This is a genomic window from Sphingobacterium sp. xlx-96, assembly GCF_011007365.1.
In the GTDB taxonomy this organism is placed as follows: domain Bacteria; phylum Bacteroidota; class Bacteroidia; order Sphingobacteriales; family Sphingobacteriaceae; genus Sphingobacterium; species Sphingobacterium luzhongxinii.
This window is the reverse complement of record NZ_WFKM01000004.1, coordinates 171,790-197,795: the sequence shown is the minus strand read 5'-3', so window position 1 is coordinate 197,795 and position 26,006 is coordinate 171,790. Positions and strand designations below refer to the sequence as shown.

Genomic DNA, 26,006 nt, shown 5'->3' with positions numbered 1-26,006 from the left:
TATATGGCATCATTATCGACACAAATGAATCTTATCGTTGAGAAAACGAAGAATTTAGTTCAATTGTGTGAAGCTTTACAAGAAGAAAATGATCTTTTAAAACTGGAGTTGCAGTCGGTACAGGTTGCATTTGAGACCAGTTCAGGAAAGGTAAATCAGCTTGAAGAAAAGATCAAGGCAATGGCTGTAGCCAAATCCTTAGAAGAGGCGGATATAGATAAAAGTGCTATAAATGAAAAAATACTTGACACAAAACAAAAAATTAACGATTTTGTGCGAGAAATAGACAGATGTATAAACCTGTTGAAATAACTAAATAAGGGTGAAGTCAATTTGGTTTAATACATTATAAAGCTCATAAAAATGGGAGAGATTTCCATAAAAATAAATATCGGTGATCGTGTGTATCCTTTACGTGTTGGGATAGAAGAGGAAGAGGTGATACGTCACGCAGCGAAATTGATAAATGAAAAAATGAAGGAATTGCAGGAAAACTATTCCGTTCGTGATAAACAGGACTTGTTGTCTATGTGTGTATTACAATACGCTACTGGAATGATCAAAGCCGAGCGTAGCGCACAGCATCAAGATCTTGGACTGGAGCAGTCCGTTCATGAATTGGATACGATTTTGACAGATTTCTTTAAAAAATAAGTTTTCGTTCTTATATATAGAGCTTTAACAACGAATTTGCCGCAATTAAATTCGGGTTGTCACTATTTTAAACTTAACGCTTCAATATCACGAGCACTAAAAAGATGTAGGCCATTTTGCATATTTGCCATCTAGGTCATGATCATACGCTCAAATCATGTGTAATCGAAGTTTAATAATACATGATACCTGTTAATTTAATTGCGGTTTTTTTTTAAAAAAAAACTAAATAATATATACTAAATAAAATGGAGTTATCTATAACAATTTCAATTATAATATCGCTCTTAATTGGTGTTGCAATAGGGAGGTTTTTATTGCAATTGCTGTTTAAGAAGCAAGAGAAGGATGCTAGTGAAAAGGCGGAAAGTATTTTGAAGGAAGCGGAAAAGCAAGCAGAGCATACCAAAAAGCAACGACAATTGGAGGCTAAAGAGAAGTTTCTTCAACTGAAAGCAGAGCATGAAAAAGAGGTCAATCAACGTAATAACACGATAAGCCAAAAGGAAAATTCTATCCGTCAAAAGGAACAATCTCTTAACCAAAAGTTGGAGAGCATCAATCGTGAAAAACAAGAACTTGATAATAAGAGCAAGAAGTTGGATCAGTTGACCGAATTGAACGAAAAGAAACGTGAAGAGGTTGAAGCGTTGAAAAACCAACATATCCAACAATTAGAGACTATAGCAGGACTTACTGCCGAAGAGGCGCGTGAGCAATTGGTATCTTCTCTGAAAGAAGAGGCCCGTTCACAAGCGATGATTCAAATCAAGGATATCGTTGATGAGGCTAAATTGACAGCTTCAAAGGAGGCTAAGAAAGTGGTTATCCAAACTATCCAACGTACAGCTACGGAGTCTGCTATAGAAAATACGGTTTCTATCTTCAATATTGAAAACGATGAGGTAAAAGGACGTATTATCGGACGTGAAGGGCGTAATATCCGGGCTTTGGAAGCGGCGACTGGCGTAGAAATTATTGTAGACGACACACCAGAAGCTATTATCTTATCTGGGTTTGATCCTGTGCGTCGTGAGATAGCTCGTTTAGCGTTACATCGTTTGGTGACAGATGGTCGTATCCACCCTGCTCGTATCGAAGAGGTTGTTGCAAAAACACGTACACAGATCGAAGATGAGATTGTAGAGATCGGTGAGCGTACAGCAATCGACCTGGGTATCCATGGTCTACATCCAGAATTGATCCGTATGGTAGGTCGTATGCGTTACCGTTCGTCCTATGGACAGAATTTATTACAGCACTCCCGTGAAGTAGCCAATTTCGCAGCTACTATGGCTTCTGAATTAGGCTTAAACGTGAAACATGCAAAACGTGCCGGATTATTACATGATATCGGTAAGGTACCAGATGACAATCCTGAATTGCCACACGCGATTTTAGGTATGCAATTGGCCGAAAAATACAAAGAGCATCCGGATGTATGTAATGCGATTGGCGCTCACCACGACGAAATCGAAATGACAGCGATGATCTCACCTATCGTTCAGGCTTGTGATGCGATATCTGGAGCTCGTCCAGGTGCTCGTCGTGAAGTAGTTGAAAGTTACATCAAGCGTTTGAAAGAATTGGAAGCATTGGCATTATCTTACCCAGGGGTAGAGAAGACATTTGCGATTCAGGCGGGACGTGAGCTTCGTGTTGTCGTAGAGAGTGAAAAAATATCTGATGCACAGTCAGAGATATTAGCCGCAGATATATCGAACCGTATTCAGACAGAGATGACTTATCCAGGTCAGATCAAAGTCACTGTAATCCGGGAGACACGTTCTGTTTCGTACGCGAAGTAATCGCTTAAGACATAAGCATAAAAAAGCCTCAAAGTGAAAATTTTGAGGCTTTTTTATGCTTGATTGTAAGATCGTAGGTGCGTACCATTGAATATTTAGATGTTTTCAAGTTCTTCTTTCGTATAACCTCCCGTACAATCCATACAGGAATTTGCATATTGGTTGTACTCATCATAAGCAGCCCCTATTTTCCCAAATAGTGTTATGATACGGTCTATTCTTATCCGATAATCGTTATCCATGATTATGAAGACGCCTTTGTTTTTTTCTTCGGTCATTTGGAGTACGGTTCCCTGCGCTTCACCGACTGTGTTATCATCCTCAAAATAGAATATTTTACCCCTGTTTTTTTTGAGGATCTGCTCTTCAATAATTTCACGATATTCCCATGCTACCGGGAGATATTCGTTTCCTTTCGTCGCGATTTTGGTCTTCATTTTTATTAAATTCAGACTTTAGAAGTCAAGTTCAGTTATTTGGATTTTTTATAAATGAAAAATACGTAATTTCTCACAGACATCACAACTGCTCCTATAGCATTACATCCCTAGTCAGCTTGGTGTTAATAGAAAATCGCTGAGGAAGACTGGATCTTGGTGTCTGCGTATTTCCAGGCTTCATTGAATGCGATCATAATTTTTTTTGCGTCGCTGATTTTTTTTTGCTTTAGTAATGCCTCATGTAGTCCCAATAATGCCCAGCCATTTTTCTTCCATTTTTTTAAGTCTTCTACATATATATGTGCTGCTTTTTCGTAGTTTTTAGATCGTAGTAGTACTGCTCCTAAATGATGCCTTACAGAGAAAAACCAATCCGGTGGTTCGTTATATTTTAGTTTATCCTCTATAGTAACAGCTTCTTGAAGTAGTTGTATCGATTTATCGAGATCGTTATTTTTAACATTTATTGCAGCAGCAAGTACTTTATTTGCTATCTGTACCAAATCAGCCATTGTATTTATATTCCAGACCGTGAGTTGGGAGAGGCTGCTGTCTCTGGATAATTCTTCCAGTTTTTCGGCTTCTTTTTGAGCGTTGTTAATCTCTTTTTTCCCAATGTAAGCCAGCCCTTTAGCATAATGCCAGATTGCGTTCGGATAAGGCATGTTTCTTGGCGGAGCAGGAAAAGATAGAATTTTATCCCACATACCGAATTTAACAGCTATGTAGTAAGGTATCGTGTAATAATGCTGTAGGGTGCTCCATTCGGGCTGTTCCATCAGATCGCGTGCCAGATGTTGTTGTAGCCTTTCAGCAGCATAGAATGATAGCGATGAATTGCCCTCTAGGGCAGCTGTGGCAGCAAGGAAATGGTAGTTGTGTGGATAATAAGCTAAAGGGTATATTCCATGCGCATAGCATGCTATTGTATAAGCACTGTCAACAGCTATGGCACGCAGGTTTGATTGTGTCGCGAGATGGTAGTCACCCGTGTTAATGTAAATATGGGAGGGCATATGTAGTAGATGGCCTGCTCCCGGCACTAAAGTATCTAAGAGCTTTGCACTATTGAGGGCGCGTTGGGGAGCAGATGATGCTTCCACCGCATGTATGTAGAAATGATGCGCGCCAGGGTGCTTTGGATTGGATTTCATAAGCTGTTCTAAAACGCCAACCAATTCGGGAGTCCATTCTTTAGACTGTTTTGTTGTATTGTCGTAAAGATCCCAAGGGTGTAAGTTCATTAAAGCATCAGCGTATAAAGCACCGATATCCGGATGTGCAGGAAATTTCTCATACACTTTTTTCATTGCGTTGGCGTAAGCAATATTTAATGGTGATCGGTCGGCTGGTGGACTAGATTGATACCGATAGCTTAGTGCTTTGATAAGTTCTATTTCTAGTGGGGTACCACCCATGGAAAGAGATTTAGCTTTTATGACAGCATCGTTAGCTAGTTGATAGTTGTCGTTTTCCATTCCTGCATTGTAGTTAGGCCCTAGTGCATAAGCAAAGCCCCAATGGGCCATAGCGCAAGTTGAATCTAGTCGCATGGCTTCAAAAAAAGACCTTGCTGCTTCCGCATGATTAAAACCATAGCATAACATCATTCCTTGGTTGAAATATTGTTGTGCTTCTTCGTTTGTGGTTGATATTTTGAAATCAATACCCGCTAAGCCTTTAAATAGAGGAGCTTTTTTTCCTGAATAATACCATTCTCTATCGGAAGTTGTAGTACTAGCACAGGTGGATACATCCGAAGTTTTTCTCTTCTTTGGTTGTTTTCCCTTGCAGCTGATAAGAAACAGTGCCGTTAATAGTAGAAAAGCAAATCTAAACATAACAGTATAGTTGAAATAGAAACTTTGGCTATCGTCAGGAGGCTGAACGAAGTGCTATACTATAGGGCAGTAATTATTTGGCGTTGCAAGTTTACTTCGTTTATAACATGAAGATAATGAATGCTATCGATACTATCTTATAACATTTGAAAATTGTATACATCCTTGCTCAGTTGTGCAATATTGAAGATAGCTCGGCTGTATATCTGATACAATTCATTATACTGCACGATATAGTCGTCCATGGTATTGTAAACTTCTGTCACGGTCTGTAAGAACTCTTGCAGATCCTTATCCAAAGAAACGATATCGACATCCATATCTTCATGATGGAGGAATATAGCGTCCAGAACGGTGAAGTTTAATGGATCTATCGGCTTGTCTCCCCTGTAAAAGGTATCGGTAATAGCATTGTATGCCGTGGTACAGCTACGTACCTCATCATAAAACCGTAGGATAGCTTGATGTAGCTCTTTTACCTGCAAGTAGAAGTCGCGTAGTTCTACCTGTAGTTTATAGTCTAAGTTGTATAGCGGGGCTGATGGCGACAATTGGCTGGTCTCTTTGTAGAAGTTATACATGTCCAGCAGTTCCAGATATTCTCTATCTAGGAGGTCGATCTCTATGATGGCTAATAGAACTTTTCCTCTTTCTTTCTCGAAGAGCAGTTTCATTTTCCAGACCTCATCGTGTGCTTTGCGGTAATTGTCCAAACTTTGAACTTCATGAGATAGGGGAGTCCCTATTTCATTCGTTGTATAAATAAGATCTCGAAGAGGATGTTTGATGCAGATAGTCTTCATAATTGGTAATCAAAGTAGTCTAAAGATAATAAAACTTTCACGATGTACCAATATTGATGCATCGTGAAAGTTTCGTTTAACTATACGACATAGCAGCGTACGATGTCACTGTAATTGGGCGTAGGGTTTGTACCTAGATAGGTCACTCTAAATTCGTATTGTTGCAAATGCTCCAGATTGCCGATTATTGTCTTGGACTTGCTTGTCAACACACGCGTCCACTCATTTTCGCTACCTACCTTTCGGTATTCAAATTGGTAAAATCGTGCTGGTTTCCATGCTTTGACACGCACACCGACCTGCTGTAATCCCGCTTGCGTAATTTCTACCCTAAAATCGGTTGGTTTAGGGGAGGATTCTCCACTGGCGACCTTTTTTTTGCTTGGGGCGAATCCGGCTGCCATAATGGTTGCTGGATTACCCTGTGCCACAGTCTCCACGTAGAGCGAGAAGTCATACAGCAATGCCTTTAGTTGAGCCGCCTGCTGGTTCTTTAATTCCACCTGTCGCATATCCCTAAAAGAAGCCTCTGTGAGACCACTACGATAGGCCTGTAGAGCGGATTCTATATCCGCTAAGGTAGGCACAGGATCAGGAAATAGGCTTGCATTTTCTGTTACTTTTGCAAGGATGTTTTCAGCGTACTGCAGCAACTTTGCTGCGGTTTCTGTTTTGGATGAAAGTACTGGTTTTGCCATGACTTAAAATTTATATTTGTTAATAGATAAAAGTTTATGCCCCAAAGGTACTACGGGCACTATTTGAAACAGGGGGGTAAATCGGGTCAATCTTTTTAGAGGGTGTCTGTTTTTTGTGACCCGATTTGACACCATCGGTTCTAAAATAGTTTTAAATAGGGTGAAAGGTTATTTAGAGCATGTTTTTGAGGGTAAGTCCGTACTCACCGTTTTGATCCACTTTTGCGCCAAAAGTGGATCGGTTTTAAGAAAAAGTAGATCTGTTTTTGGCAAAAGTGGATCCGATTGCTGTGATCTTGATGTACTTTGTTGCAAAAGTCAAAGGGATTGTCTCGATCTTGATTCCAGTCGAGTGTAAAGTGAATCGGTATTTGCCAAAGCCAAATCCGATTGTTGCGATCTTGATGTGTTTTGCAGGAAAAGTCATAGGGATTGTCTCGATCTTGATTCCAGTCGAGTGTAAAGTGAATCGGTATTTACCAAAGCCAAACCCGATTGTGAAAATCTTGGATCTGATTATCGCTAATTAATTCACCAAAGATCTTTTTCGTATCATTTTTTCTCTCCATTCGGTAGGGGTATATCCGAATCGTTTTTTAAATAGTTTTGAAAAGCTCTTTTGACAGACAAAATGTAATGAAAATGCAATAGAAACTATGGTATTATCCGAAGCCATGATCCGGTCCCGAGCTTCCACCAGCCGTAATTCCTGAAGATACGCACTTACGCTGTGCGGTCGATTCGCGAAGCTCCGTGTCAATGTACTTACACTGACATTCATCGCCTGGGCGATACTGTTTAAAGAAAGTCCTTCTTCGCAGAAGTGCTGTCGCAAATAGGCCAAGGTGCCGTAATATAATTTTACATCGTGACTCTGCTCATTCGTGTCAGATACTTTGCTCTCATTAAAAATTATGTCAAATATACGTAGGTTCCATGCCATCAATAGATAATATGTGCCAAAAGGCCGGAAGGTGATACGTTTGAGCGCATCTAGCACACCGTACAATTTGCTATTAGTGGTCATCTTGCCAAGTATTTCATTTATCTCTTGCAGATTTTGGACAGTATGTAGTTGTCGAAGGAGGGGGTACTCAGCGACGATATCGGCAAAATGCTTAGGTGTGATACCAATCATGAGTAACCAGTTCTTGCCGTTCTCCAGTCGTACCTGATAGGGATTTAGCGATGTCCAATAGCACAGGATCTCCCCGCTCGACAAAGACTGTGGTTTCGATAACAGGACAAGACTTTGTCCCAATAGATCGATGTAGATCCATAAGCAATCTTCTTGTGTTTCAATTTCTAGTTTTGCCGTAGCGTTGGTGACGCTGTCCTTCATTTCCAACCAAAAGAAATCTTGGTTAGCAAGATAGCGATGTGCTAAGGTATTATCCGGATTATCGCCGTAGACATCAGGGATGAAGGAAAGATAGCCATTGTAGTTAGCCTTGCCTCTAGGGACAGTTGTTTCGTTTAAAAATCGAAAAAAAAGAGGGTTGGACATTTTCTTCAATTGGTTTTCTATTGCTAAGATAGTTAAAATCTGTTATTAAAATTAGAAATCAATTAGAACTTGAAAATGTAGTTTGTTTCGGTTAGTACAGTTTTTTGATATATAATTGTTCTACCTTCTCTAGTGCCGAAGGTATTTTTCTTAAGAAGGTCAGGGAAGACTTGATGCTTGGATTTTCATTAAAACAACGTATTGGTATGATACGGCCCAATTCTTTCCATTCACAATACTCGACCAGTGCCTCTAGAATGAAGTCTTATCTTTTGCCATGTAGCGGATTGATTTTTTGTTCTTGCATAATGGACAAAGATAACGACTTGTTCTTTCGATCTAAGGGTTACATGTGAAAGTAATTTAGCTATAGCCAATATCCCCGAATTCAGTTATATCAAATCTGCGCAAGGCGATGAACCGGAGTATTATATAGATATATGCGAGAAAGGAATATAAAGAATAGCTTGGCCTTCGCAATGTTTTGAAGCCCGATCTTTATTACACGGCTTAAATTTTGAGAACTAAAATTAGAAATCCATGTAAAGCTGTTTCTTGTCATAGCTGTTGTTTATAAAAGATGTTATGCGCCTTTTGCTACTGTTTCTGAGGGCAAAAGGAATAATGTAAAGTTAGGTAGTAGATATCTCGAAAAACTAGCAATAATGGAGGGAAACTAACGAATTGGTAGTGCTATTCTCAGGAATTGATAGTTTAAACAAGGTCTTCGTAAAGTATAAAATAGAACAGTTCTGAATTTGTCAAATTCAGAACTGTCTATATAATCTTATTGAATGCTATCTAGGATCTGTCTATAGGACTCTTTTAAGACAGAGTCAAAATTGGTGATATTATTTTCTTTAATGGATTTATTCATATTGATTACGTCCTTTTGTACTAAATCATAATACTGAATAGGCATCCCTTTTTCTACAAACTCTTTCTCACTTAATTCAAAATATACCTCATTATTTTTTACTGATAAATTTTCATATATTATTTTCGTAAGCTTGAGTAAAAAAGCCTTTTGTTCTGGAGTTCTAAGGCTGTCTGGGGTTAACTGAACATAATCCACACCGGGTTTTAAATATGGTTCCTTCGATGTGTTTTGACAGGAACACAATAATGCAATCCAAAAAAGAGATAAAGGTATAAGAGTTTTCATAGATCAAAGGTAATGAATTATTATTCAGTGGTTTCGTGTGGCGATTTAATTTAAAGAAAAGAAGGATGTTTGTCTATACAAACACCCCTTTGAGTTTTTTATTATGGAATACCTTGCCAAGCCGCTGATCCTCCATTAGAGTCCGATGTTCTGAAGCCTACAGCTACATTATCATTAGAGACATAGAGGTTGACGATGACCTCTGTAACGGTTAATAGGCTGCCTGTGGCGGTTTTTGATTGCCAAGCACCTGAAGAATATGTCCTACACACGTAAATAGGTGTAAGGGCTGCATTAGTTCTGCATCTAAACCTTACCTTTCCCATGGCATGTGGTGCGAAAAATCCATTCGTACCCTCACTTTGGTCAGATGTGGTGATGACTCCGGATGGAAGTGTCTGAAACATTTCCGCAGTTAGTGTTTTTGGGTCAAATAACTCTATTTCGTTGTTAGGTTCTTTCTCAGCGATAGCAATTAACTCGTTTGTCGTTTTCAGTTCATTGATTATAAACTGATATTGATTTAGGGGAATCCCCAATCCTTTAGCTTGTTCTTTTGTAAGATCAATCGAATACCTATTGTTTTCTAGTCGCAATAAATGATAGATTTTCTCCGATACTTCTCTCAATGTTAGTTCTTTGTGTTTCATGTCTTTGTTTATAAAAGATGTTATGCGCCATTTGCCACTGTTCCTGAGGGCAAAAGGAATAATGTAAAGTTAGGTAGTAGATATCTAGAAAAACTAGCAATAATGGAGGGAAACTAACGAATTGGTAGTGCTATTCTCAGGAATTGATAGTATTTAAAGGGAATAACTATCTTTTATTCCTTTGCCGATAGGATTTTGGGCTGATCCCGTTTTCCTTTTTAAAGGTTCGGACAAAGTGCTCCGTACCAGAAAATCCGAGTTGTAAAGCTAAATCTTTAATAAGGATGGAAGAACACTTTAAATGATCCCTTGCCGCAGTCATTTTTAGTTTGAGGATGTATTTAAAAACGGTACAACCTAGGGTCTTCTGGGCTATGGTTCGTAATGTCCATGCTGACCAGCTGAGTTCGCGAAGGATGTGATCTGAAAGGCAGGCACTATCATCTCGAAAATGCTTGTTTAAATAGTCCTTTAAGATCTTGCCCTTGTGAAGGGTGTCCCACTCTTTGTAATCGTCCGAGCCTATAAGCATAGAGTGGTATTTTGATAAACAGTCTGAGATCAATTTGAGGATTTGAACGTTGTCTTCAAAACTATCTACGAGTAATAACCGAATCTTGATCAATATATCTTCAATCGCTTTTGTGATTGGTACCCGTCCAAGAACGACAAAATTACCACTTCTTGACTGCCACATTTCGGTCAGTGGGGCAAAGGCAGGGAAGTATTCGTTGTTGACAATGGGCCAATCCCGGTCTAACGTGATGGCTAGAAAGCTGAGGCTCCCTCTGGTAAGCTCCATCTGAACCTCGCAAACAGGGTTATAATTTAAGTAGAAGCAGGGGCCTTCTGCTTCTGATAATTGTTTGTTTTCGAGGTTGTAAAAGCGCACATAACCATGAAAGAGGAAAAACAGGATTTTCTTGGGCCTATGGATTGTAAAGTAAATCGAAGACTCTTTTTGGATGTCTAATTCAAATAATTGAAGGTGCGCACCGACCATATTGCGCTGCTGTCTGGAAAGGGTGTAATCTGTAAAGTGGAGTAGTTCCCACGGAACACCAATCACCGGATAGCGACAATGGTCTGGCTTGGTGCGGACTACCGTACTACGGACCAAAGGAGGGCATTTTGATAAATTGATGGATATAGCGCTTTCAATTGTTGTCTTTATTTTCGATCGATCATTTTTCTATGTTCACTTTTTAGTGTTTTCGGATTTTTACCGTTGACTTTCTCAAACAGTATTAATTTTTCTCTGAAATTCAGCGTTACTTCATTTGGGTTGTCACACCACCATTTGTAAAATTCAACAGGTTTGTCGGTATAAGGCAATAGGGCTTTTACCGGTGTACTATATTTGGGGAAAGTGATGTGCATTTGTAAGCGCAGGGTATCACGGTAATAATCGAAATGATGGGTTCTTAATTTAGAATTTAATATTTGATAGGTCCTTCCTTCTAGCTTGAACTCCATTTTAATTCTTTCTTTATCAAGGGCTACGGGGTCATACATCAACCATTCAGAAACGCGCATTGTCCGGACCTCATCGCCGGTTTGAATGGTGAGCAATTTACGCTGCTCGAGTACGGAATCTTTGGTCGCGGTAAAGATATGTAGGTTGCTGTCCGTGACTTCGGTGGTAGATACGGGGGCGCTTTCTACCGTAGTACAGTCTTCGATTATGCTCTTTTCGCTATGTGCAATTTTTTCCAGCCTACTTTTTAGATCAGCTTTGTTGGCGCCTGTCGGCGGATAGGGGATTAATAAGCTATCTATGGACTCTCCTAAAAAGTAATTTTCGATAAATTCCCAGCGCTTTTGGTTGGTCCAGTCGTTTTGAAAAAAGTGATTAAATAGGGCGTAGCTGGTTTCTTGTCGCTCTGTCGAGTCGGCAAGTAATTGATTGCTGTACTCAACGTTGTTGCTATCCACTTCAAGGTACTTAGGCGCGTTGATGCGGATATGTACCATAGTTTTATCGCCTCCTTTGATTTCGAAGGTGGCTAGCCCCAATGTTTCAAGAAAGTTGCCCAATTTTACATAGCTGTCTGAGTTGATGTTTTTTTGTGTGCAAAAGCGACTCGATCGACGGTTGCTGTTGTTTTCAAATAGATTATGGAATCGGGTCATCAGCCTGGCGAATGTGGTCTTACTCGCTATGGGGTCATTCAGGTATTTTAGTTCATCACCAAAAGTTCTCTTTTTCAAAAAACCGTTTGAAACATGATGACGGTTTCCATAAGAACTGTTGATATAGGCTGTAAAAAGCAGGTTGCTGATTTTGGGAACCATCCATCGGTCGGTAATAAGTTCTTTCAATTTGAATTCAAACTGATTGGTCGTAAAGAAACCTTCAAAGGATTGGAGGGTTTGTTGTATGGCATGGAAGACTGCTTGCAGTTTGCGGGATTGATCCTCGAAGGATCCTCTGGCGCGTTCAAACATTATCTTTAGCTGCGGTTCTAGGCTGATCTTATCTTCTTCGAAAATCGTATTATTGTAAAATGCTAATTTTAAGTTTTCGAAATTTTGTTTCTGCCCGTAGTGTTTCCAGAATTTTTCGATGTCAAATTCAATGATGTGCTCGCCGTTTTTTCGGGTGCTGATCAGTTCATAGGTATTTGGGTAAAGATGTGATAGTTTTACGAGATGCGCATCAGCAACTTTGGCATACCCTGTTATAAAACGTTTTTTTGGTCTTGCTGAGAATACTGGGAACCCTTGCTCAAGAAGGTAGTTTTTCTCCAGAAACATCAATGAAGTAAGCATCTTCTGTTGGGCATCTTGACCTTTGTCAAATATATACTCGAAGTCCTCTGCCGATAGGAGCAGGTTATTCTGCTTGGCACTGCAGTGATAGGCGAGTAGTATTTTTCGTAGTACGAGTTGTATTTGATAGGAGGTAATCGTAGATATCTTATGCAGTGTTTTTGCATACAGCAGGTCATCAGGGTGATAATTGATAGCAGCAAATCCCTTAAGGTCTTGATTTCGTGCCGCTCTGCCCACTTCCTGGATATAATCTGAGAATAATCCAGATGGCGCATGGTGATAGACCATATCTACATCGGGAATATCAACACCCATTCCGAATGCTTTGGTACAAAACATTATTTTTCTTTTGTTCGTTTTGAATTGCTCTAAAGCGAAGTTTTTATTCTCACTGGTCATACTACCATGATATCCTGTAGCGATAGTACTAAATCCTTGGTTCAGGGCTTCTATAATGCTGGAAATCTGTTTGGCATAGGGGGTGTAGACGAGTGTTTTGAGTTGTAGTTCGTGAATCTGCTTGCTGAAGGAAATGGTTTGTTCGAGCTTGTTGGCTTCGAGTTTTTTTTCAAAAGCAGGGTAGTTCTGAAATACAAAGGTGATATCTTCTCGTTTTACTTGACCGATATAGAGGTATGGGTTGTTCAAATGAAGACTATTGATGCTATCAAAAACCATATCATTAGCACCACCGAATACAGCTGTAGCTGTCACGGCAACAACGATGAAATGCTGCAGGTTTACTTCACGAAGTTTGCGCAGATGCTCGCCGAGAAACCAGTAGTCTACTCTGAAATCTCTGCCCCAGGTTGTGATGAGGTGTGCTTCATCTATAGCCAATAGACCGATTTTTCGGTTTCCTATAAAGTAGGTGATATCGTAGGACAGGAATAGCTCTGGCGACATATATAGGATATCGATTAATCCGGATTGACATTGCTGAATAATGCGTTCTCTTTCTAAAAAAGAGAGCTCACCATTGATGTAGGCTATTTTTTCAAAATTTCGCTCCGTGACTATGGCCTCGACCTGATCTTTCATTAAGGCGATCAGGGGACAAATAACAATAGTGATATCGCCCTGATTTGAGATATGAAAGGCCGGAAGTTGAAAAATAAGTGATTTGCCTGCGCCGGTAGGTGCCGTCAAGAATACATCCCTGTTTGCCTGCTCTACTTTGCTGTTTTCATAGGCCGCGATTATCGTATCGACGATATTGCCCTGCGAGATAGGTATGACTTCGTTCGTGTGGTCCGGGTTCTTGTAGATAAAAAGCGTTCTGAAGGTCGCTTCCGCCCCCCAATGTTGTTTCAATAACTGGGTCGTTACTTCTCGTATGGGACTGTCCTCTTCAATTTGCGCGATAGCACTATACTGTAGTTTTCCAGAAAATTGACTTAATACTGCGTTCCATTTCTTAAGGTCGCCCAATAAGCGGTTGTTCTGAAATTGTTTTTCATAATAGGTGATCGTCGTGGTCGTACCAAAAATAGGTTGATTGATGTGCTCATTAATGAGTAGGTCTAAGGCGAAATTGTCAAAGGACAGGTTGTACGCATCCGGATCTTTATGGCTGTTTTTTTTAACTTCTATTTCTTCTTGGAAAAGGGGGATAACTTTAAAATTGTTTGTCGGTCGGCGCGTTGAATAATAATATTTTTGGTTCAGTACGCATTGTTCGATGTGGTGTAACGGTAGGTCCGCCGGTCTGCTATCTATATTATCTTGGCCGCTGGTCTGTATGTAATCTTCTTCATAGAGGGGGAATAGTTGGCGTAGATTGTCTTCAATAACTACCATGCGGTCCACAAAGGGCAGCGGAATGTCGCCAGCATAGGCCTGTAAGTAGCAAAGCTGTGCATAAGATATCAGGTGATAGTCTTTCACTAGGGCTAATGTGTTTTGCATCTGCACATACCAGTCCTTGCTATAGGAATGGTGCTTATTTTCATTTATTAAATGGCTGCTATCGGCAATATTGGTGCAGGGTAATAGCGAGTGCCACAGGGATGTTTGCCCTAATAAAACAAAGATCAGGTTTTGGCGTTCAGCACTTTCGGATTCGATAATAGCACTTATCCTTTCTACGTAATAGTTGTTAAATGACTTGGTCATAATCAGTATAATTAGCTTTTGTAGTTAATTACCAGTTATTTAAGGTAGTTGTTTTTTCTGATAAATAAAAACTTACGATGACAACCTTTTTATAAAAACACTGTTATTGATTTCTTTAAAATTAGAAATTGTGAATGTGGTATGTTATGGTTTAAAATACTTTCAAATGAGGGTAAGAATCTAGATAATTGCTTACTTTTGTTGGATGAACAAGAAGAATAGGAAGCAGGACCAACAGGAAACGCCGATTAGGCCGGTAGATAAGTACTTTAAGGAATTGGATAATACATTTTCGCTGGGAAATAAAGGACTCTACGCCCTGTTTTTAGCACTTGCTTTTTTTGGATTTATGGGATTGATATGGATGATTCCATTTCCGCAGTTTGATTTTCTTATTCGTATGAATGCCCATACGTTTCTGAATTGGGGATCTATATTTATTGCTGTGGTAATCTATAGTTACCTGAAATTAGCACCGACATTGTCGTATGCAGTCTTGTTTTGTATCGCTGTTATGAGTTTTTTTATTGTGCAACTCGAATATATAGAGCGGGATGGCGGACCTTCGGTAGTGTTGGTATGTTCGAGCATAGCTCTCGTATCGTCACTCGTTTTATTCGTGTTGATGAGAAAAGAGGAAGGTTTGGGACTAAAGCACTTTTTTTGTCTAATGGGATTGGGGCCGATCTGGTTATGGTCTAAGGTGTTTGATAAATTTAAATGGAAATATTAATATGAGTACGTTTAACTATCCCCTGCATTTTCAATTCAAGATCGGAACGCTTTCCAATGACTTTATTGCTAAGGATGCATCAGGTGAGACCATTTGTTATGTACGTGAGAAAATATTTGCATGGCGAGATCAGATTAAAATCTATAGTGATGAATCCAAAACTAATCTCCTTTATGAATTGGTGTCTGATAAGTTGATTGATTTTCAACAGACGTTTACGATCAGCGACCATTCAGGTAGGGTAGTCGGTAAGGTGCGGAGAAAATCGCTTCGATCACTATGGAGATCGACCTTCCGATTGATGGATAGTACGGATACACACGATCATACCATCCAAGAGAAAAATCCTTGGACAAAATTTATGGATGGGCTTTTTGGAGAGATACCATTGATAGGTATACTATCGGGTTATTTCTTTAATCCTGCTTATTTATTGTCCAATAGTGATGGCCAGGTATTATTCGAAATCAAAAAGGAACCTTCTTTTTTCGGGCGTAAATTTACGGTACATAAGCTGACGTCGGATGCAGTGGATGAAGAACGTTTTGTCTTGAGTCTAATGTTAATGGTATTGATAGAAAGAAGCAATGGTTAACCATTGCTTCTTTTATTCTATTTTATAATCCTTTTTATCTTATTGGACTTCTTTATCAGTTTGTGAAGTCCTTCGTAATCTTCATCTTCTAGTTTACGATGTAGTTTTTGCAACTGCTTGATATGTTCTTCCAAAACTTCCAATACATTAGTTCTATTCTGTTTAAATATAGGTGTCCACATATCGGGCGATGATTTGGCAAGACGTACGGTAGACTCAAAGCCCGAACCCGCTAGTTCAAAAATCCGACCCTGTGACTTTTCTTTTTCCAATACCGTCAATGCTAGCGCAAATGAAGTCAAGTGGGATATATGCGAAACATATGCCGTATGCATATCATGCTCTTCGGCATTCATAAATACTGATTTCATCTCCAACTGTTCGGTGATAGCATCAGCTATATCAAAGGCATCTTCGTCCGTACGGAAGGCATCGACATATACCATGTTTTTGTCTTTAAACAAATTTGGTATCGCCGCCTCGGGTCCCGAATACTCTGTCCCTGCCATGGGATGGGCTGCGATGTAACGCCCTCGTTTGGGATGATCGGCGATGAGTTGCAATATATTTATTTTGGTCGATCCCATATCGATGACGACCTGTGTGTCAATCTGATCAAGAATAGCAGGAGCCAACTGCATAATTGCATCAACGGGTACTGTTAATACAATTACTTTGGCTTGCTTTATGGCGTCTTCCAAAGACATAATCTCATCTACCAGGCCTAACTGTAGGGCTTTTTTTTGATTGGATTCGTTTTTGTCTACCCCAATTATTTTGTCGAAAGATTTTGTTTCTTTCAATCGGATGGCTGTAGATCCACCAATTAATCCGATCCCGACAATAGCTATGTTCATTTTATAGTATTTAAATGTGAGATATTAGATAGGAGATTTCATAGCCTTATCAACCATACAACTCCGTAACAATATAACTCGATAACCTTATTTAACCATTATTCCGATTCGTGCCAGTGCCTTATCTAGAACCTCCGTTTTTGCGCATAGACTAATACGGATATATCGATCTCCCGCATTACCAAATATGCCGCCCGGAGTTATAAAAACTTTAGCGTCATATAACACTTTATCACTTAGTGCATAGCCGTCCGTATATTGCTCAGGAACTTTGGCCCATACGAAGAGTCCAACCTGATTGATATCGTATTGACAGCCTAATAGATCCATAATTTCAAAGACCTTTTTGCGACGCTGTGTATAGGCTTCGTTCAACTGGGTATACCATGATTTGTCCAAAGATAGTGCTTTTGAGGCTGCAAGTTGTAATGGTAAGAACATGCCTGAGTCCATATTACTTTTGAACCGTAAAATCTCATTAATTCGGTTTTCGTTAGCAACGAGCATACCAATACGCCAACCGGCCATATTGGACGATTTACTTAAAGAGTTTAGTTCTATAGCAACTTCCGCAGCCCCATCAACAGCCATGATACTTTCCGGATAATCATTCAGTATAAAGCTGTATGGATTGTCATGACAGATTAAAATGTTGTGTTTTTTACCAAAAGCAATTAGCTTTTCAAAGAAGCTTTTGTTGGCCAATGCTCCTGTTGGCATATGTGGATAGTTAACCCACATCATTTTTACTTTGCTTAAATCTGTTTTTTCTAAGGCGTCAAAATCCACCAACCAATGGTTTTCTTGACATAGATCGTAAGGCACTATAGTCGCGCCAGAGATCTTTGCCGCTGATGTATAGGCTGGGTATCCTGGATTAGGTATTAATACTTCATCACCTTCTTGAAGGTAAGTCATACATATATGTACTATACCTTCCTTGGATCCTATTAATGGAAGAATTTCTGTTGCTGGATTTAAAGTAACGTGATAATATCGCGAATACCAATCTGCCATCGCTTGACGTAACACAGGAGATCCTTTATAGTTTTGATAACCATGTGTATTGTCTTGAGCGGCTTGCTCGGTCAGCACTTGGATGACTTCAGGGTGCGGTGGTAGGTCAGGGCTTCCTATACCTAGATTGATTACCTGTGCTCCGGCCTTGTTCATCTCGTCAATTTCTCTCAACTTCTTCGAGAAGTAATATTCCTCGGTCTGTTGTAGCCTTTTCGCAACTTCAATATTCATATGTAAATTATTTCATAACAGTGTCTAAAAAGGAAGCGATAGGCGTCATTGCCAACCTGAGGAACAGCCCGTCCCGAGAATCGGGAATGGTGTGCCATCTAATTTGCTTAAATACAGATTGTCTCGTCATACTTCCTACCCATGATAGATTTGTAAACTATGCCGTCATCCCGACCGAAGTGGAGGGATCTAGAAGTTATATATTAATCCTATACAGTTCATAGACCTCTCCATAAGGTCGAGGTGACATTTACTTTTACTGTCATCAAATCTCCTTTTTTAAATTTGGTGCTAAATTTATAAAAACAAAATCGCTTTGTTGAATTATTTGGCGACAAAATAGCTAAAGGCTGTAAAATATGTAAATTAGGTGTGCCTAATAGGACAAGCTTGATTGGATAGCTGATATGCCGCCGATAAACGGCCGATGGTACATCTGGTTCAAGAATAGGATTGATGAAGGTTTTTTTCTATTTTTGTGGTTCTTAATTTTTTAAATGAAGACATACTTTAGACTATTATCTTTTGCTAAACCGATAAGCAAATTTGCCATACCTTATGTTATCTGTACAATAATTACTGTTGTATTTGGAACATTAAATCTAGCATTGCTGATGCCATTGCTATCGGTATTATTCAAGGGGAGTGCAGAAGTGGCCGAAGCTGTCGCACCTGTATTGCAGAAACCTGAACATTTTTACCAAATAAAGGAATGGTTTAATTATTTGTCCAATAGCTTATACTATGAGCTAGGACCTTATGGTGCGTTAAAGTATATTTGTGTTATTATTGTCATATCTGTCTTTATTTCCAATCTATTCCGTTATTTCTGTCAACGGATTATGGAAAATTTTAGAATACATACTTTATTAAGGTTGCGTAAGGCCGTTTTTGATAATGTAATGAATTTGCATTTGGGTTTCTTTACCAACCAACGGAAGGGAGATGTTATATCAAAAATAGCTTCGGATGTCGGTACCGTACAGTATTCAGTAACGGGGACGCTTCAGGTGGTTTTTAAAGAACCACTTCAATTGATCGCTTATTTGGTCACTTTATTCCTCATTTCACCTCAGTTGACTTTGTTTTCCATGACGGTAATTCCGGTATCTGCATTTTTGATCGCACGTATTGTAAAAGGTCTTAAAAAGGAGGCACGTGCTGGACAAGAATCTTTTGCGAATATGATTACTTATCTCGATGAAGCTTTGTCGGGTGTAAAGATCATCAAGTCCTTTAACGCGACACGATTTGTGAAGGATCGTTTTCATGATGAGAATGAACATTTTGCCTCTATTATGCGTAGAATGGCCGCACGTCAACAGATGAGTTCGCCTGTGTCCGAGTTATTGGGAGTAGTGATGGTGGCTATTATTCTGTTGTATGGCGGTAGTCTAGTATTATCGGGGGAAGGAAGTTTAGATGCTGAAGCATTCATCACCTATATCGGTATCTTTTCTCAGGTAATGCGCCCCGCGAAAGCGTTGACTGACTCTTTTAGTGGTATTCATAATGGACTGGCAGCAGGAGAGCGTGTACTGGAACTGATTGATGAAAAAAATCTGGTCAAGGACAAAGAAGATGCTGTGGTCGTGAACACTTTTGAAGATTCTATTCAGTTTGATAGTGTGGATTTCAGCTATGGTGATCGTAATGTGCTTAACGGTATTAATCTTAATATTGAGAAAGGGCAGACGGTGGCTTTAGTCGGCCCTTCAGGGGGAGGTAAGTCTACGCTAGTCGATTTGATTCCTCGGTTTATGGACGTGACCTCCGGAGCTGTCAGGTTTGATGGTAAAGACTTACGCGATTTGAATCAGGATTCACTGCGAGCTTTAATAGGTACGGTGAATCAAGACTCTATATTGTTTAATGATTCTATCTTTAATAATATTGCCTTTGGAAGTCCATTTGCGACAATGGAGGAAGTAGAGCATGCTGCGCGTATAGCGAATGCCCATGATTTCATACTGCAGACGAGTGACGGTTATGATACCAATATTGGGGATCGTGGGACTAAGTTGTCCGGTGGACAGCGGCAACGGATCTGTATAGCGCGGGCAGTACTCAAAAACCCTCCTATTATGCTGTTGGATGAGGCTACATCGGCATTGGATACCGAATCAGAAAGACTGGTACAGGATTCTTTGTATAAGTTAATGGAAAATAGGACTACCGTGGTGATCGCCCATCGATTGAGTACGATACAAAACGCTGATAAAATTGTGGTATTAGAAGGAGGAAGGATTGTGGAGGTGGGTGCACATACGGAACTGTTGACAAAGAATGGATTGTATCGAAGATTAATAGATATGCAGCAATTTGCGGAGACCTAGTAGATTTTTTTCTGATAACTTTCTTGCCTATTGGCGAACCAAAGGAATCATGAAATTTTTGTTCTGTGGATTGGGTGTAAAAAGGTACTACGAGACGCATATTTTGCGTTAGGTATTGGCGAATACGAGGCATTTTAGCTAAGTTTGTATTAGAAGGAGAGACACATGAATGCTAATAAGGCACTTGATTTTTTAATCAAAAGTGAGACAGACCCAGATTTAAAAAGAATAGCAGAAAAAGTCGTTGCTGAAGAACGAATTACAGTCGAAGAGGGTATAATCCTTTACCAAAAAGGTGAACTGAACTATTTAGGTGTTTTAGCGAATTTCATCAGAGAGCGTAAGCACAGGGATCGTACCTATTTCAATAGAAATTTTCATATCGAACCGACCAACGTATGTGTTTATGATTGTAAATTCTGTTCGTACTCACGGATGATCAAACAGCGTGAAGAAGGATGGGAGATGGATGTAGCGGGTATGATGGATGTCGTTCGCCGCTACGATGATGAAGCAGTGACCGAAGTACATATCACAGGCGGCGTTGTACCTAAACAAAACCTAGAATTCTATGCTGATTTTTTTAAAAAATGTAAAGCGCATAGACCTGAATTGCATATCAAGGCATTAACTCCAGTAGAATATTACTATATTTTCAAGAAAGCGAAATTAAGCCATTACGATGGGATGAAATATCTTAAAGAATGTGGCTTGGATTCGATGCCTGGTGGAGGGGCTGAAATTTTTCATCCCGAAGTCCGGGAGAAAATAGCACATGATAAATGTACCGCTGAGCAATGGTTGGATATTCATGAACAGGCACACAAATTGGGGATGAATACCAATGCAACAATGCTTTACGGTCATATTGAAGCGTACTGGCATCGGGTCGATCACATGGAGCGTTTACGCCAATTGCAGGACAAGACCGGAGGTTTTCAGACTTTTATCCCCTTGAAGTTTAGAAATAAAGACAATCAAATGTCGAATATTCCTGAGGTATCTGTGATTGAAGATTTAAGGAATTATGCTATCGCACGGATCTATTTAGATAATTTTGATCATATAAAGGCCTATTGGGCAATGATATCAAGAGAAACGGCACAATTATCGCTAGCTTATGGTGTTAATGATATAGATGGTACCCTGGACGATACCACAAAAATCTATAGTATGGCTGGTGCGGAAGAGCAAACTCCGGCGATGAGTACACAGCAATTGGTCGAATTGATAAAGAATGTAGGGAGGCACCCAATCGAACGGGACACTTTGTATAACGTGATAACAGACTATAAAGATGTTGTTTTTGAAGAGGATAAATCAAAGCGTTACTATGCTTTGCCCGTTGTAAATTAAAACAAAGCATTGAAGAAAAGTTTCTATTTTATAAGACACGGACAAACGGATCTAAACCTAAAAGGGATCGTGCAGGGACGGGGAGTAGATTCTCCTTTGAATGAGAATGGCCTCAAACAGGCTGAAGCGTTTTTTGAGGCTTATAAAGATGTACCTTTTGATAAGATCTATACATCGACCCTTTTGCGCACGCATCAGACGGTTGAACCTTTTTTGACCAAGAACATTTCGGTTGAACAATTGGAGGGATTGGACGAGATTAGTTGGGGGATTTATGAGGGACAGGAGCAAGATGAAACTATTTTGAAAGGGTTTCAGGCACTTATCGAGTCTTGGCGAAATAATGAACTGGACGTCCACGTGGAAAATGGGGAATCACCTAATGAGTTGGTTGAACGTCAAAAGCGGGCAATAGCCTATATGTTGACAAAGGAAGAAGAAGAGAATATTTTGGTCTGTATGCACGGCCGTGCACTACGGATTATGTTGTGCCATCTTACGAATGTACCTGTCAGTCAAATGGATGATTTTCCGCACACAAATACTGCTTTATATATCTTAGACTACGATCAGGGGACATTCTCGATATCAGATTATTACAATACAGAACATTTGAAAGAATTATTATAATGAGTAAAGTAAGGGTTTCAGCGGTGAGCTACACCAATACATTGCCATTTCTGCAAGGACTTAAGTCTTCGCCTGTAATGGATATGGTGGATTTAAGTGTAGATTACCCTGCAGAATGTGCTCGGAAAGTAATAGCAAATGAAGCAGATTTGGGGATTATACCTGTGGCTGCATTATTAAAGATAGCTAATCCTGTTATTATTACAGACTATTGTATAGGTTCGGATGGTGCGGTCGATTCTGTTTTTATCTTTTCGGATAAACCTATTTCTGAAGTAAAAACACTTCGTCTAGATCCTCAATCCCGAACATCAAATGGATTGGCCCGTATTCTATTAAAGTACTACTGGAAAAAATATGTAGATATCGTATGGGAAGGTGATGCGGATGCCTATGTCCTCATCGGAGATCGGACTTTTGGCAAGAAGGAAGAAGTCGCTTATGTATATGACCTTGGTCATTTCTGGAAGGAACTAACCGGTTTGCCCTTTGCTTACGCCGTTTGGGTCGCGAATAAGGAATTGTCGGCAGAGTTTGTGGATTTATTCAATAAAGCATTGGCCGATGGTGTGTCGCATCCTAAAGATGTCATACCTGGGTTGCCGGTATATCCAAACTTTGATTATGAGGTCTATTTAACAGAAAGCCTAGATTTTAAATTGAATGTCGGAAAGAGACAAGCTATAGCAAAATACCTCGAGTTGTATAAAACACTAGAAGAAATAGAAATAGCTCCTATAACTTAGGAGCTATTTTTTAATTGTAATTTATTTGGCTGCCTTTTTCTAAGTCTTTAATTACCGATATAGAGCGTGGCATACGCTCTTTCAGTTCATCCACATGTGAGATAATACCGACAACCCTATTCTCATGGTGTAGGTATTGAAGCGTATCAAATACCGTATTAATGCTTTCTGCATCTTGGGTTCCGAAGCCTTCATCAATAAAGAAGAAATTTCGATCGGCTTTATTTAACGACTGGATATTTTCGGCTAGTGCCAAGGCAAGGCATAGCGAGGCTTGAAAGCTCTGCCCGCCAGAGAGCGTCTTCACTGATCGTTGGTAACCATCATGAAGGTAATCAATCACCTCAAATTCATTGTTTTCATTGAGGCACAAGCTGAGCTGATTCTTGGTGAGTCTATGGAAACGCTGGTTGGCTATCTCGCAGAGTCGTGCCAGATGTATACTCGATACATAATTGATAAAACCATTGCCTTTGAACATATTGTCTAGTAATCTTAAATTTTCCTTACGATTATTAAGCTGTTCGTAGTCAATTAATAAGTTTTTTTTCTTGTCCAATTCAATGGTCAGACGGGTTAACTCTTTTTCTAGTGCGCCGGTTAGTGCGAATTGCAACTCAAGTTCTTCTTTTTTTAATTGGTAGATTTCTTCCGTGTCTTCGAATAGCTTCTGAGAGAATGAGCTGTCTTTAGTCAGTTCTTTTAGTTCAACGATTCTTGTGCTTAGTGTATTGTGTTGTACATAGAATAACTGTATCTTTTCACGTAGGGTCACGACATCCAGATTTTTGTCTAGAATAGCCTTCACGACGGTGATATCTCCAAATTGAAATTCTTTCAGGAGACTATTGATTGTTCCTTGTAGCGCTTGGAGCTGTCCATTCAGGGCAACGTATTGTTCATGAGCTTCTGCATATTGACCAGCAGTCTCTGCAAATTGCGTCTTGGCCCGTATGAGTATATCATTCCAATCTGTAACCTGTTGCTCGACACGATTTATTTTCTCTTCCAGTTCGCGGAGCTGGTCGATCAATACTGATTTTTCTATTCCTTTATAGGTAGATACTTCGATTACTTTTAACTGTTGTGTATGTTGGGCCATTTTTGCCTCAACTATCTTGATCTGATTTTTTAAATCATCTAAGGATTTTTCATATTTAACCCGATTCTCCTGGGTTTCCTGTAGCTCCTTACGAATATCTTTGATGTCATTTTCTTGTTGAAGAATCTTGGATTCTAATTGCTGAACTTCGTTTTTTTTCACTTCAAAAGCTTCACGGTTTCCCTGTTCAAAACTTTGCCAGATAAAACCATTATTATGTATTGAAATTAAGCCGGAGATTTCCTGTGCATTTTGTTTAAGGGATTCCAACCCTTTGAGTTTATCCGTAATCAATACAGTAATCGCCGATACCTTGGTATAGCGATCCCTCAGCTCCTGTTCATTGGTTGTTAACTGTACTCTTTCACCATTTAATCGGTCGATCTCTAGCGTCCAGTTTTCTTCATGCATGGGATTCGGATGATCTAAAGAACCACATAACGGACATGGCTCGCCCTGATGTAGTCTTAGTACATATTGAGATAGTTCCTGCTTGACTAAGATCGAGTTTTCCTGTTCTTTTAATAAATTACTTTGTGCCGAAATATCGGTTATTTTTCCTTGGAGTACCTCTCGCCAATTTGTTTCAGAAAGATTTTGCTTTTCCAGATCAGAACGATAGCCTGCTATTTCTACTTCTTGCTGCTGCAATTTGTCTTGAATATCGGAGAGTTGTCCCTGTAACTGATCGTATCGTTGGTACCAGTTTTCGATAGCCATTAATTCCTGTGTCGGCGTACGTGAGTTTTTAGCAAGCTCTAGTCGATGCTCCTCTTCTTGAAGACGAATAATCAGGTTTTGTTCTTTCTGCTGGGTTTGAAGTACAATAGGGGAGCCTCTATTTACCCGATTTTCTAACTCGATCTTGCTTTGTTCTAATTCGGCATTGGCAATTAATAATTGATAATCGTCCGTCTTCTTTTTATAGGAGGGAAGCTGTTCGTAATCATCTTTTAAGCTTTCCAATTGCTGCTCGGTCTCTGTTATCCTGTGATTGAGTAATTGTTTGTTGTCTTTAAGCTTTTCAATTTTGATTAATAGTTGCTCTTTATTATAGGTAATGTGATGGAGACTATTGATTGGTTCTCTAAAATGTAGGGAGACAGACTCAAATTCCTGAATCTCCTTTTCATACAGCTTTACTTTAGGACGTTGTTGTTCTAAGGTTTCTAGTTCAAGTTGTTTGTTGTCAAGATCAGTCTTGTTTTCCTTCTCTATACGTAGTTTATATAGTTGTTTTTCAACTTTTTCAAATTCTAGCTTTACCTTCTCTAAGAAGAGCTTCGCGTCTTCTAACGCTTGCTTATTCTCGATAATTATTTCGTTCGAGACTTCTTCAAATCCCGTAAGAGCACCTTTTATATGTTCAAGCTTTTTATTGTTATTACTTTGTAATAGACTTACTTTGGGACCAAGGTCATACTGGTTTAAAAAGAAAATCTCTTTCATCATATCTGAACGATCCTTTCCCTTTAGTTCCAAAAACTCCATGAACTGTCCCTGAGGGATGATAATTGTACGTCTGAAATTTGGATAGGAGAGGTTGGTAACTTTGGCTCCATCTGCTGACTCTAGAGGGATCCAATTGTTATCTTTCCATACATAGGCGTAGCGTTCGATGCTAGTTGTCTCTTCAAATTTTTTTTTACGTCTCCACTGCGCCACAAATCTAAATTTCTTGCCTTCGAAGTTGAGAAATTGAAAATCGATTATAGCAGTGTCGGATTTGAGGTTAAGCATGTTGTATGCTCGTTTCTCTTGCTTGTTAAGACGTTCTGTTTCGCCGTATAAGGCAAAGCTTATAGCTTCTAGGATGGAGGATTTTCCGGAGCCAACTGCTCCAAATATACCGAACAAACCTCCCTCGGTCAGTTGTGTGAAGTCGACTTCCTGTTTCTTTTGATAAGAATATAATCCTTCTAGACTTAAATATATCGGTAGCAT

22 protein-coding genes are annotated in these 26,006 nt (G+C 39.5%); 9 read left to right on the top strand and 13 right to left on the bottom strand.

Annotated elements, in window-relative coordinates; genetic code table 11:
* Positions 1-3 precede the first annotated feature (3 nt).
* The 3 genes from G7B20_RS09210 (at position 4) to rny (ending at position 2,462) form a co-directional block, all read left to right on the top strand.
* Positions 4-312: a hypothetical protein gene (locus G7B20_RS09210; protein ID WP_079645574.1), complete on the top strand. Its 309-nt coding sequence runs from the start codon at positions 4-6 to the stop codon at positions 310-312.
* 51 nt (positions 313-363) lie between these two features.
* Positions 364-654, top strand: coding sequence for a cell division protein ZapA (locus G7B20_RS09205; protein ID WP_164110517.1), 291 nt, complete (start codon positions 364-366; stop codon positions 652-654).
* Between the two features lie 248 nt (positions 655-902).
* Complete coding sequence (gene rny, locus G7B20_RS09200; RefSeq protein ID WP_164110515.1) at positions 903-2,462, top strand: ribonuclease Y; 1,560 nt, start codon at positions 903-905, stop codon at positions 2,460-2,462.
* Between the two features lie 95 nt (positions 2,463-2,557).
* Here rny and G7B20_RS09195 read toward each other — a convergent pair whose 3' ends face one another.
* The 10 genes from G7B20_RS09195 to G7B20_RS09150 form a co-directional block, all read right to left on the bottom strand.
* Entirely contained in the window at positions 2,558-2,899 is a 342-nt protein-coding gene (locus G7B20_RS09195) for a hypothetical protein (protein WP_164110514.1), read from the bottom strand.
* A gap of 125 nt (positions 2,900-3,024) precedes the next feature.
* A complete protein-coding gene (locus G7B20_RS09190) occupies positions 3,025-4,743 on the bottom strand; it encodes a tetratricopeptide repeat protein (RefSeq protein WP_164110511.1) in 1,719 nt (572 codons plus the stop codon).
* Positions 4,744-4,880: 137 nt separating this feature from the next.
* A complete protein-coding gene (locus tag G7B20_RS09185) occupies positions 4,881-5,546 on the bottom strand; it encodes a hypothetical protein (RefSeq protein WP_164110509.1) in 666 nt (221 codons plus the stop codon).
* Between the two features lie 80 nt (positions 5,547-5,626).
* Positions 5,627-6,244, bottom strand: a complete 618-nt coding sequence (locus G7B20_RS09180; protein WP_164110508.1) for a fibronectin type III domain-containing protein — start codon at positions 6,242-6,244, stop codon at positions 5,627-5,629.
* Positions 6,245-6,770: 526 nt separating this feature from the next.
* Complete coding sequence (locus G7B20_RS09175; RefSeq protein ID WP_164110506.1) at positions 6,771-7,751, bottom strand: helix-turn-helix transcriptional regulator; 981 nt, start codon at positions 7,749-7,751, stop codon at positions 6,771-6,773.
* Between the two features lie 91 nt (positions 7,752-7,842).
* Positions 7,843-8,010 (bottom strand): VF530 family DNA-binding protein, encoded by a 168-nt coding sequence (locus G7B20_RS09170; RefSeq protein WP_240465998.1) that lies wholly within the window; start codon positions 8,008-8,010, stop codon positions 7,843-7,845.
* A gap of 528 nt (positions 8,011-8,538) precedes the next feature.
* On the bottom strand, positions 8,539-8,916 hold the full coding sequence (locus tag G7B20_RS09165; protein ID WP_164110504.1) for a hypothetical protein: 378 nt from the start codon (positions 8,914-8,916) through the stop codon (positions 8,539-8,541).
* Between the two features lie 101 nt (positions 8,917-9,017).
* Entirely contained in the window at positions 9,018-9,566 is a 549-nt protein-coding gene (locus tag G7B20_RS09160) for a hypothetical protein (RefSeq protein WP_164110501.1), read from the bottom strand.
* Between the two features lie 166 nt (positions 9,567-9,732).
* The gene (locus G7B20_RS09155; RefSeq protein WP_164110499.1) at positions 9,733-10,686 is read right to left on the bottom strand and encodes a helix-turn-helix transcriptional regulator; all 954 of its coding nucleotides are present in this window, start codon (positions 10,684-10,686) and stop codon (positions 9,733-9,735) included.
* A gap of 50 nt (positions 10,687-10,736) precedes the next feature.
* The gene (locus G7B20_RS09150; RefSeq protein ID WP_164110496.1) at positions 10,737-14,456 is read right to left on the bottom strand and encodes a helicase-related protein; all 3,720 of its coding nucleotides are present in this window, start codon (positions 14,454-14,456) and stop codon (positions 10,737-10,739) included.
* A 205-nt stretch (positions 14,457-14,661) separates the two neighbouring features.
* On the opposite strand from G7B20_RS09150, the gene G7B20_RS09145 reads away from it, so the two are divergent.
* A complete protein-coding gene (locus G7B20_RS09145; RefSeq protein WP_164110494.1) occupies positions 14,662-15,189 on the top strand; it encodes a hypothetical protein in 528 nt (175 codons plus the stop codon).
* Position 15,190: 1 nt separating this feature from the next.
* On the top strand, positions 15,191-15,784 hold the full coding sequence (locus G7B20_RS09140) for a hypothetical protein (protein ID WP_164110492.1): 594 nt from the start codon (positions 15,191-15,193) through the stop codon (positions 15,782-15,784).
* Positions 15,785-15,801: 17 nt separating this feature from the next.
* On the opposite strand, the gene G7B20_RS09135 is transcribed toward G7B20_RS09140, so the two are convergent.
* Together G7B20_RS09135 and G7B20_RS09130 are read right to left on the bottom strand one after the other, a co-directional pair.
* A complete protein-coding gene (locus G7B20_RS09135) occupies positions 15,802-16,641 on the bottom strand; it encodes a prephenate dehydrogenase (protein ID WP_164110489.1) in 840 nt (279 codons plus the stop codon).
* Positions 16,642-16,728: 87 nt separating this feature from the next.
* Positions 16,729-17,892 carry a pyridoxal phosphate-dependent aminotransferase gene (locus tag G7B20_RS09130; RefSeq protein WP_164110487.1) on the bottom strand — a complete coding sequence of 388 codons (1,164 nt, stop codon included), beginning with the start codon at positions 17,890-17,892 and terminating at the stop codon, positions 16,729-16,731.
* A gap of 497 nt (positions 17,893-18,389) precedes the next feature.
* On the opposite strand from G7B20_RS09130, the gene G7B20_RS09125 reads away from it, so the two are divergent.
* From G7B20_RS09125 to G7B20_RS09110, 4 genes are all read left to right on the top strand, one after another.
* A complete protein-coding gene (locus G7B20_RS09125) occupies positions 18,390-20,228 on the top strand; it encodes an ABC transporter ATP-binding protein (RefSeq protein WP_164110485.1) in 1,839 nt (612 codons plus the stop codon).
* 165 nt (positions 20,229-20,393) lie between these two features.
* Positions 20,394-21,584: an aminofutalosine synthase MqnE gene (mqnE, locus tag G7B20_RS09120; RefSeq protein WP_164110482.1), complete on the top strand. Its 1,191-nt coding sequence runs from the start codon at positions 20,394-20,396 to the stop codon at positions 21,582-21,584.
* A 9-nt stretch (positions 21,585-21,593) separates the two neighbouring features.
* Positions 21,594-22,214 (top strand): histidine phosphatase family protein, encoded by a 621-nt coding sequence (locus G7B20_RS09115; RefSeq protein ID WP_164110480.1) that lies wholly within the window; start codon positions 21,594-21,596, stop codon positions 22,212-22,214.
* The gene (locus tag G7B20_RS09110) at positions 22,214-22,960 is read left to right on the top strand and encodes a menaquinone biosynthetic enzyme MqnA/MqnD family protein (protein WP_164110478.1); all 747 of its coding nucleotides are present in this window, start codon (positions 22,214-22,216) and stop codon (positions 22,958-22,960) included. Before G7B20_RS09115 ends, G7B20_RS09110 begins: the two co-directional genes overlap by 1 nt.
* 10 nt (positions 22,961-22,970) lie before the next feature.
* On the opposite strand, the gene G7B20_RS09105 is transcribed toward G7B20_RS09110, so the two are convergent.
* Positions 22,971-26,006: an SbcC/MukB-like Walker B domain-containing protein gene (locus G7B20_RS09105; RefSeq protein WP_164110476.1), complete on the bottom strand. Its 3,036-nt coding sequence runs from the start codon at positions 26,004-26,006 to the stop codon at positions 22,971-22,973.

Excerpts from the sequence above, each read along its gene's own strand:
- G7B20_RS09180 (WP_164110508.1), bottom strand. The coding sequence starts at position 6,244 with ATGGCAAAACCAGTACTTTCATCCAAAACAGAAACCGCAGCAAAGTTG.
- G7B20_RS09190 (WP_164110511.1), bottom strand. The coding sequence starts at position 4,743 with ATGTTTAGATTTGCTTTTCTACTATTAACGGCACTGTTTCTTATCAGC.
- G7B20_RS09140 (WP_164110492.1), top strand. The coding sequence starts at position 15,191 with ATGAGTACGTTTAACTATCCCCTGCATTTTCAATTCAAGATCGGAACG.
- rny (WP_164110515.1), top strand. The coding sequence starts at position 903 with ATGGAGTTATCTATAACAATTTCAATTATAATATCGCTCTTAATTGGT.
- G7B20_RS09145 (WP_164110494.1), top strand. The coding sequence starts at position 14,662 with ATGAACAAGAAGAATAGGAAGCAGGACCAACAGGAAACGCCGATTAGG.
- G7B20_RS09165 (WP_164110504.1), bottom strand. The coding sequence starts at position 8,916 with ATGAAAACTCTTATACCTTTATCTCTTTTTTGGATTGCATTATTGTGT.
- G7B20_RS09205 (WP_164110517.1), top strand. The coding sequence starts at position 364 with ATGGGAGAGATTTCCATAAAAATAAATATCGGTGATCGTGTGTATCCT.
- G7B20_RS09105 (WP_164110476.1), bottom strand. The coding sequence starts at position 26,006 with ATGCTACCGATATATTTAAGTCTAGAAGGATTATATTCTTATCAAAAG.
- G7B20_RS09185 (WP_164110509.1), bottom strand. The coding sequence starts at position 5,546 with ATGAAGACTATCTGCATCAAACATCCTCTTCGAGATCTTATTTATACA.
- mqnE (WP_164110482.1), top strand. The coding sequence starts at position 20,394 with ATGAATGCTAATAAGGCACTTGATTTTTTAATCAAAAGTGAGACAGAC.
- G7B20_RS09160 (WP_164110501.1), bottom strand. The coding sequence starts at position 9,566 with ATGAAACACAAAGAACTAACATTGAGAGAAGTATCGGAGAAAATCTAT.
- G7B20_RS09175 (WP_164110506.1), bottom strand. The coding sequence starts at position 7,751 with ATGTCCAACCCTCTTTTTTTTCGATTTTTAAACGAAACAACTGTCCCT.
- G7B20_RS09210 (WP_079645574.1), top strand. The coding sequence starts at position 4 with ATGGCATCATTATCGACACAAATGAATCTTATCGTTGAGAAAACGAAG.
- G7B20_RS09130 (WP_164110487.1), bottom strand. The coding sequence starts at position 17,892 with ATGAATATTGAAGTTGCGAAAAGGCTACAACAGACCGAGGAATATTAC.
- G7B20_RS09125 (WP_164110485.1), top strand. The coding sequence starts at position 18,390 with ATGAAGACATACTTTAGACTATTATCTTTTGCTAAACCGATAAGCAAA.
- G7B20_RS09195 (WP_164110514.1), bottom strand. The coding sequence starts at position 2,899 with ATGAAGACCAAAATCGCGACGAAAGGAAACGAATATCTCCCGGTAGCA.
- G7B20_RS09135 (WP_164110489.1), bottom strand. The coding sequence starts at position 16,641 with ATGAACATAGCTATTGTCGGGATCGGATTAATTGGTGGATCTACAGCC.
- G7B20_RS09110 (WP_164110478.1), top strand. The coding sequence starts at position 22,214 with ATGAGTAAAGTAAGGGTTTCAGCGGTGAGCTACACCAATACATTGCCA.
- G7B20_RS09150 (WP_164110496.1), bottom strand. The coding sequence starts at position 14,456 with ATGACCAAGTCATTTAACAACTATTACGTAGAAAGGATAAGTGCTATT.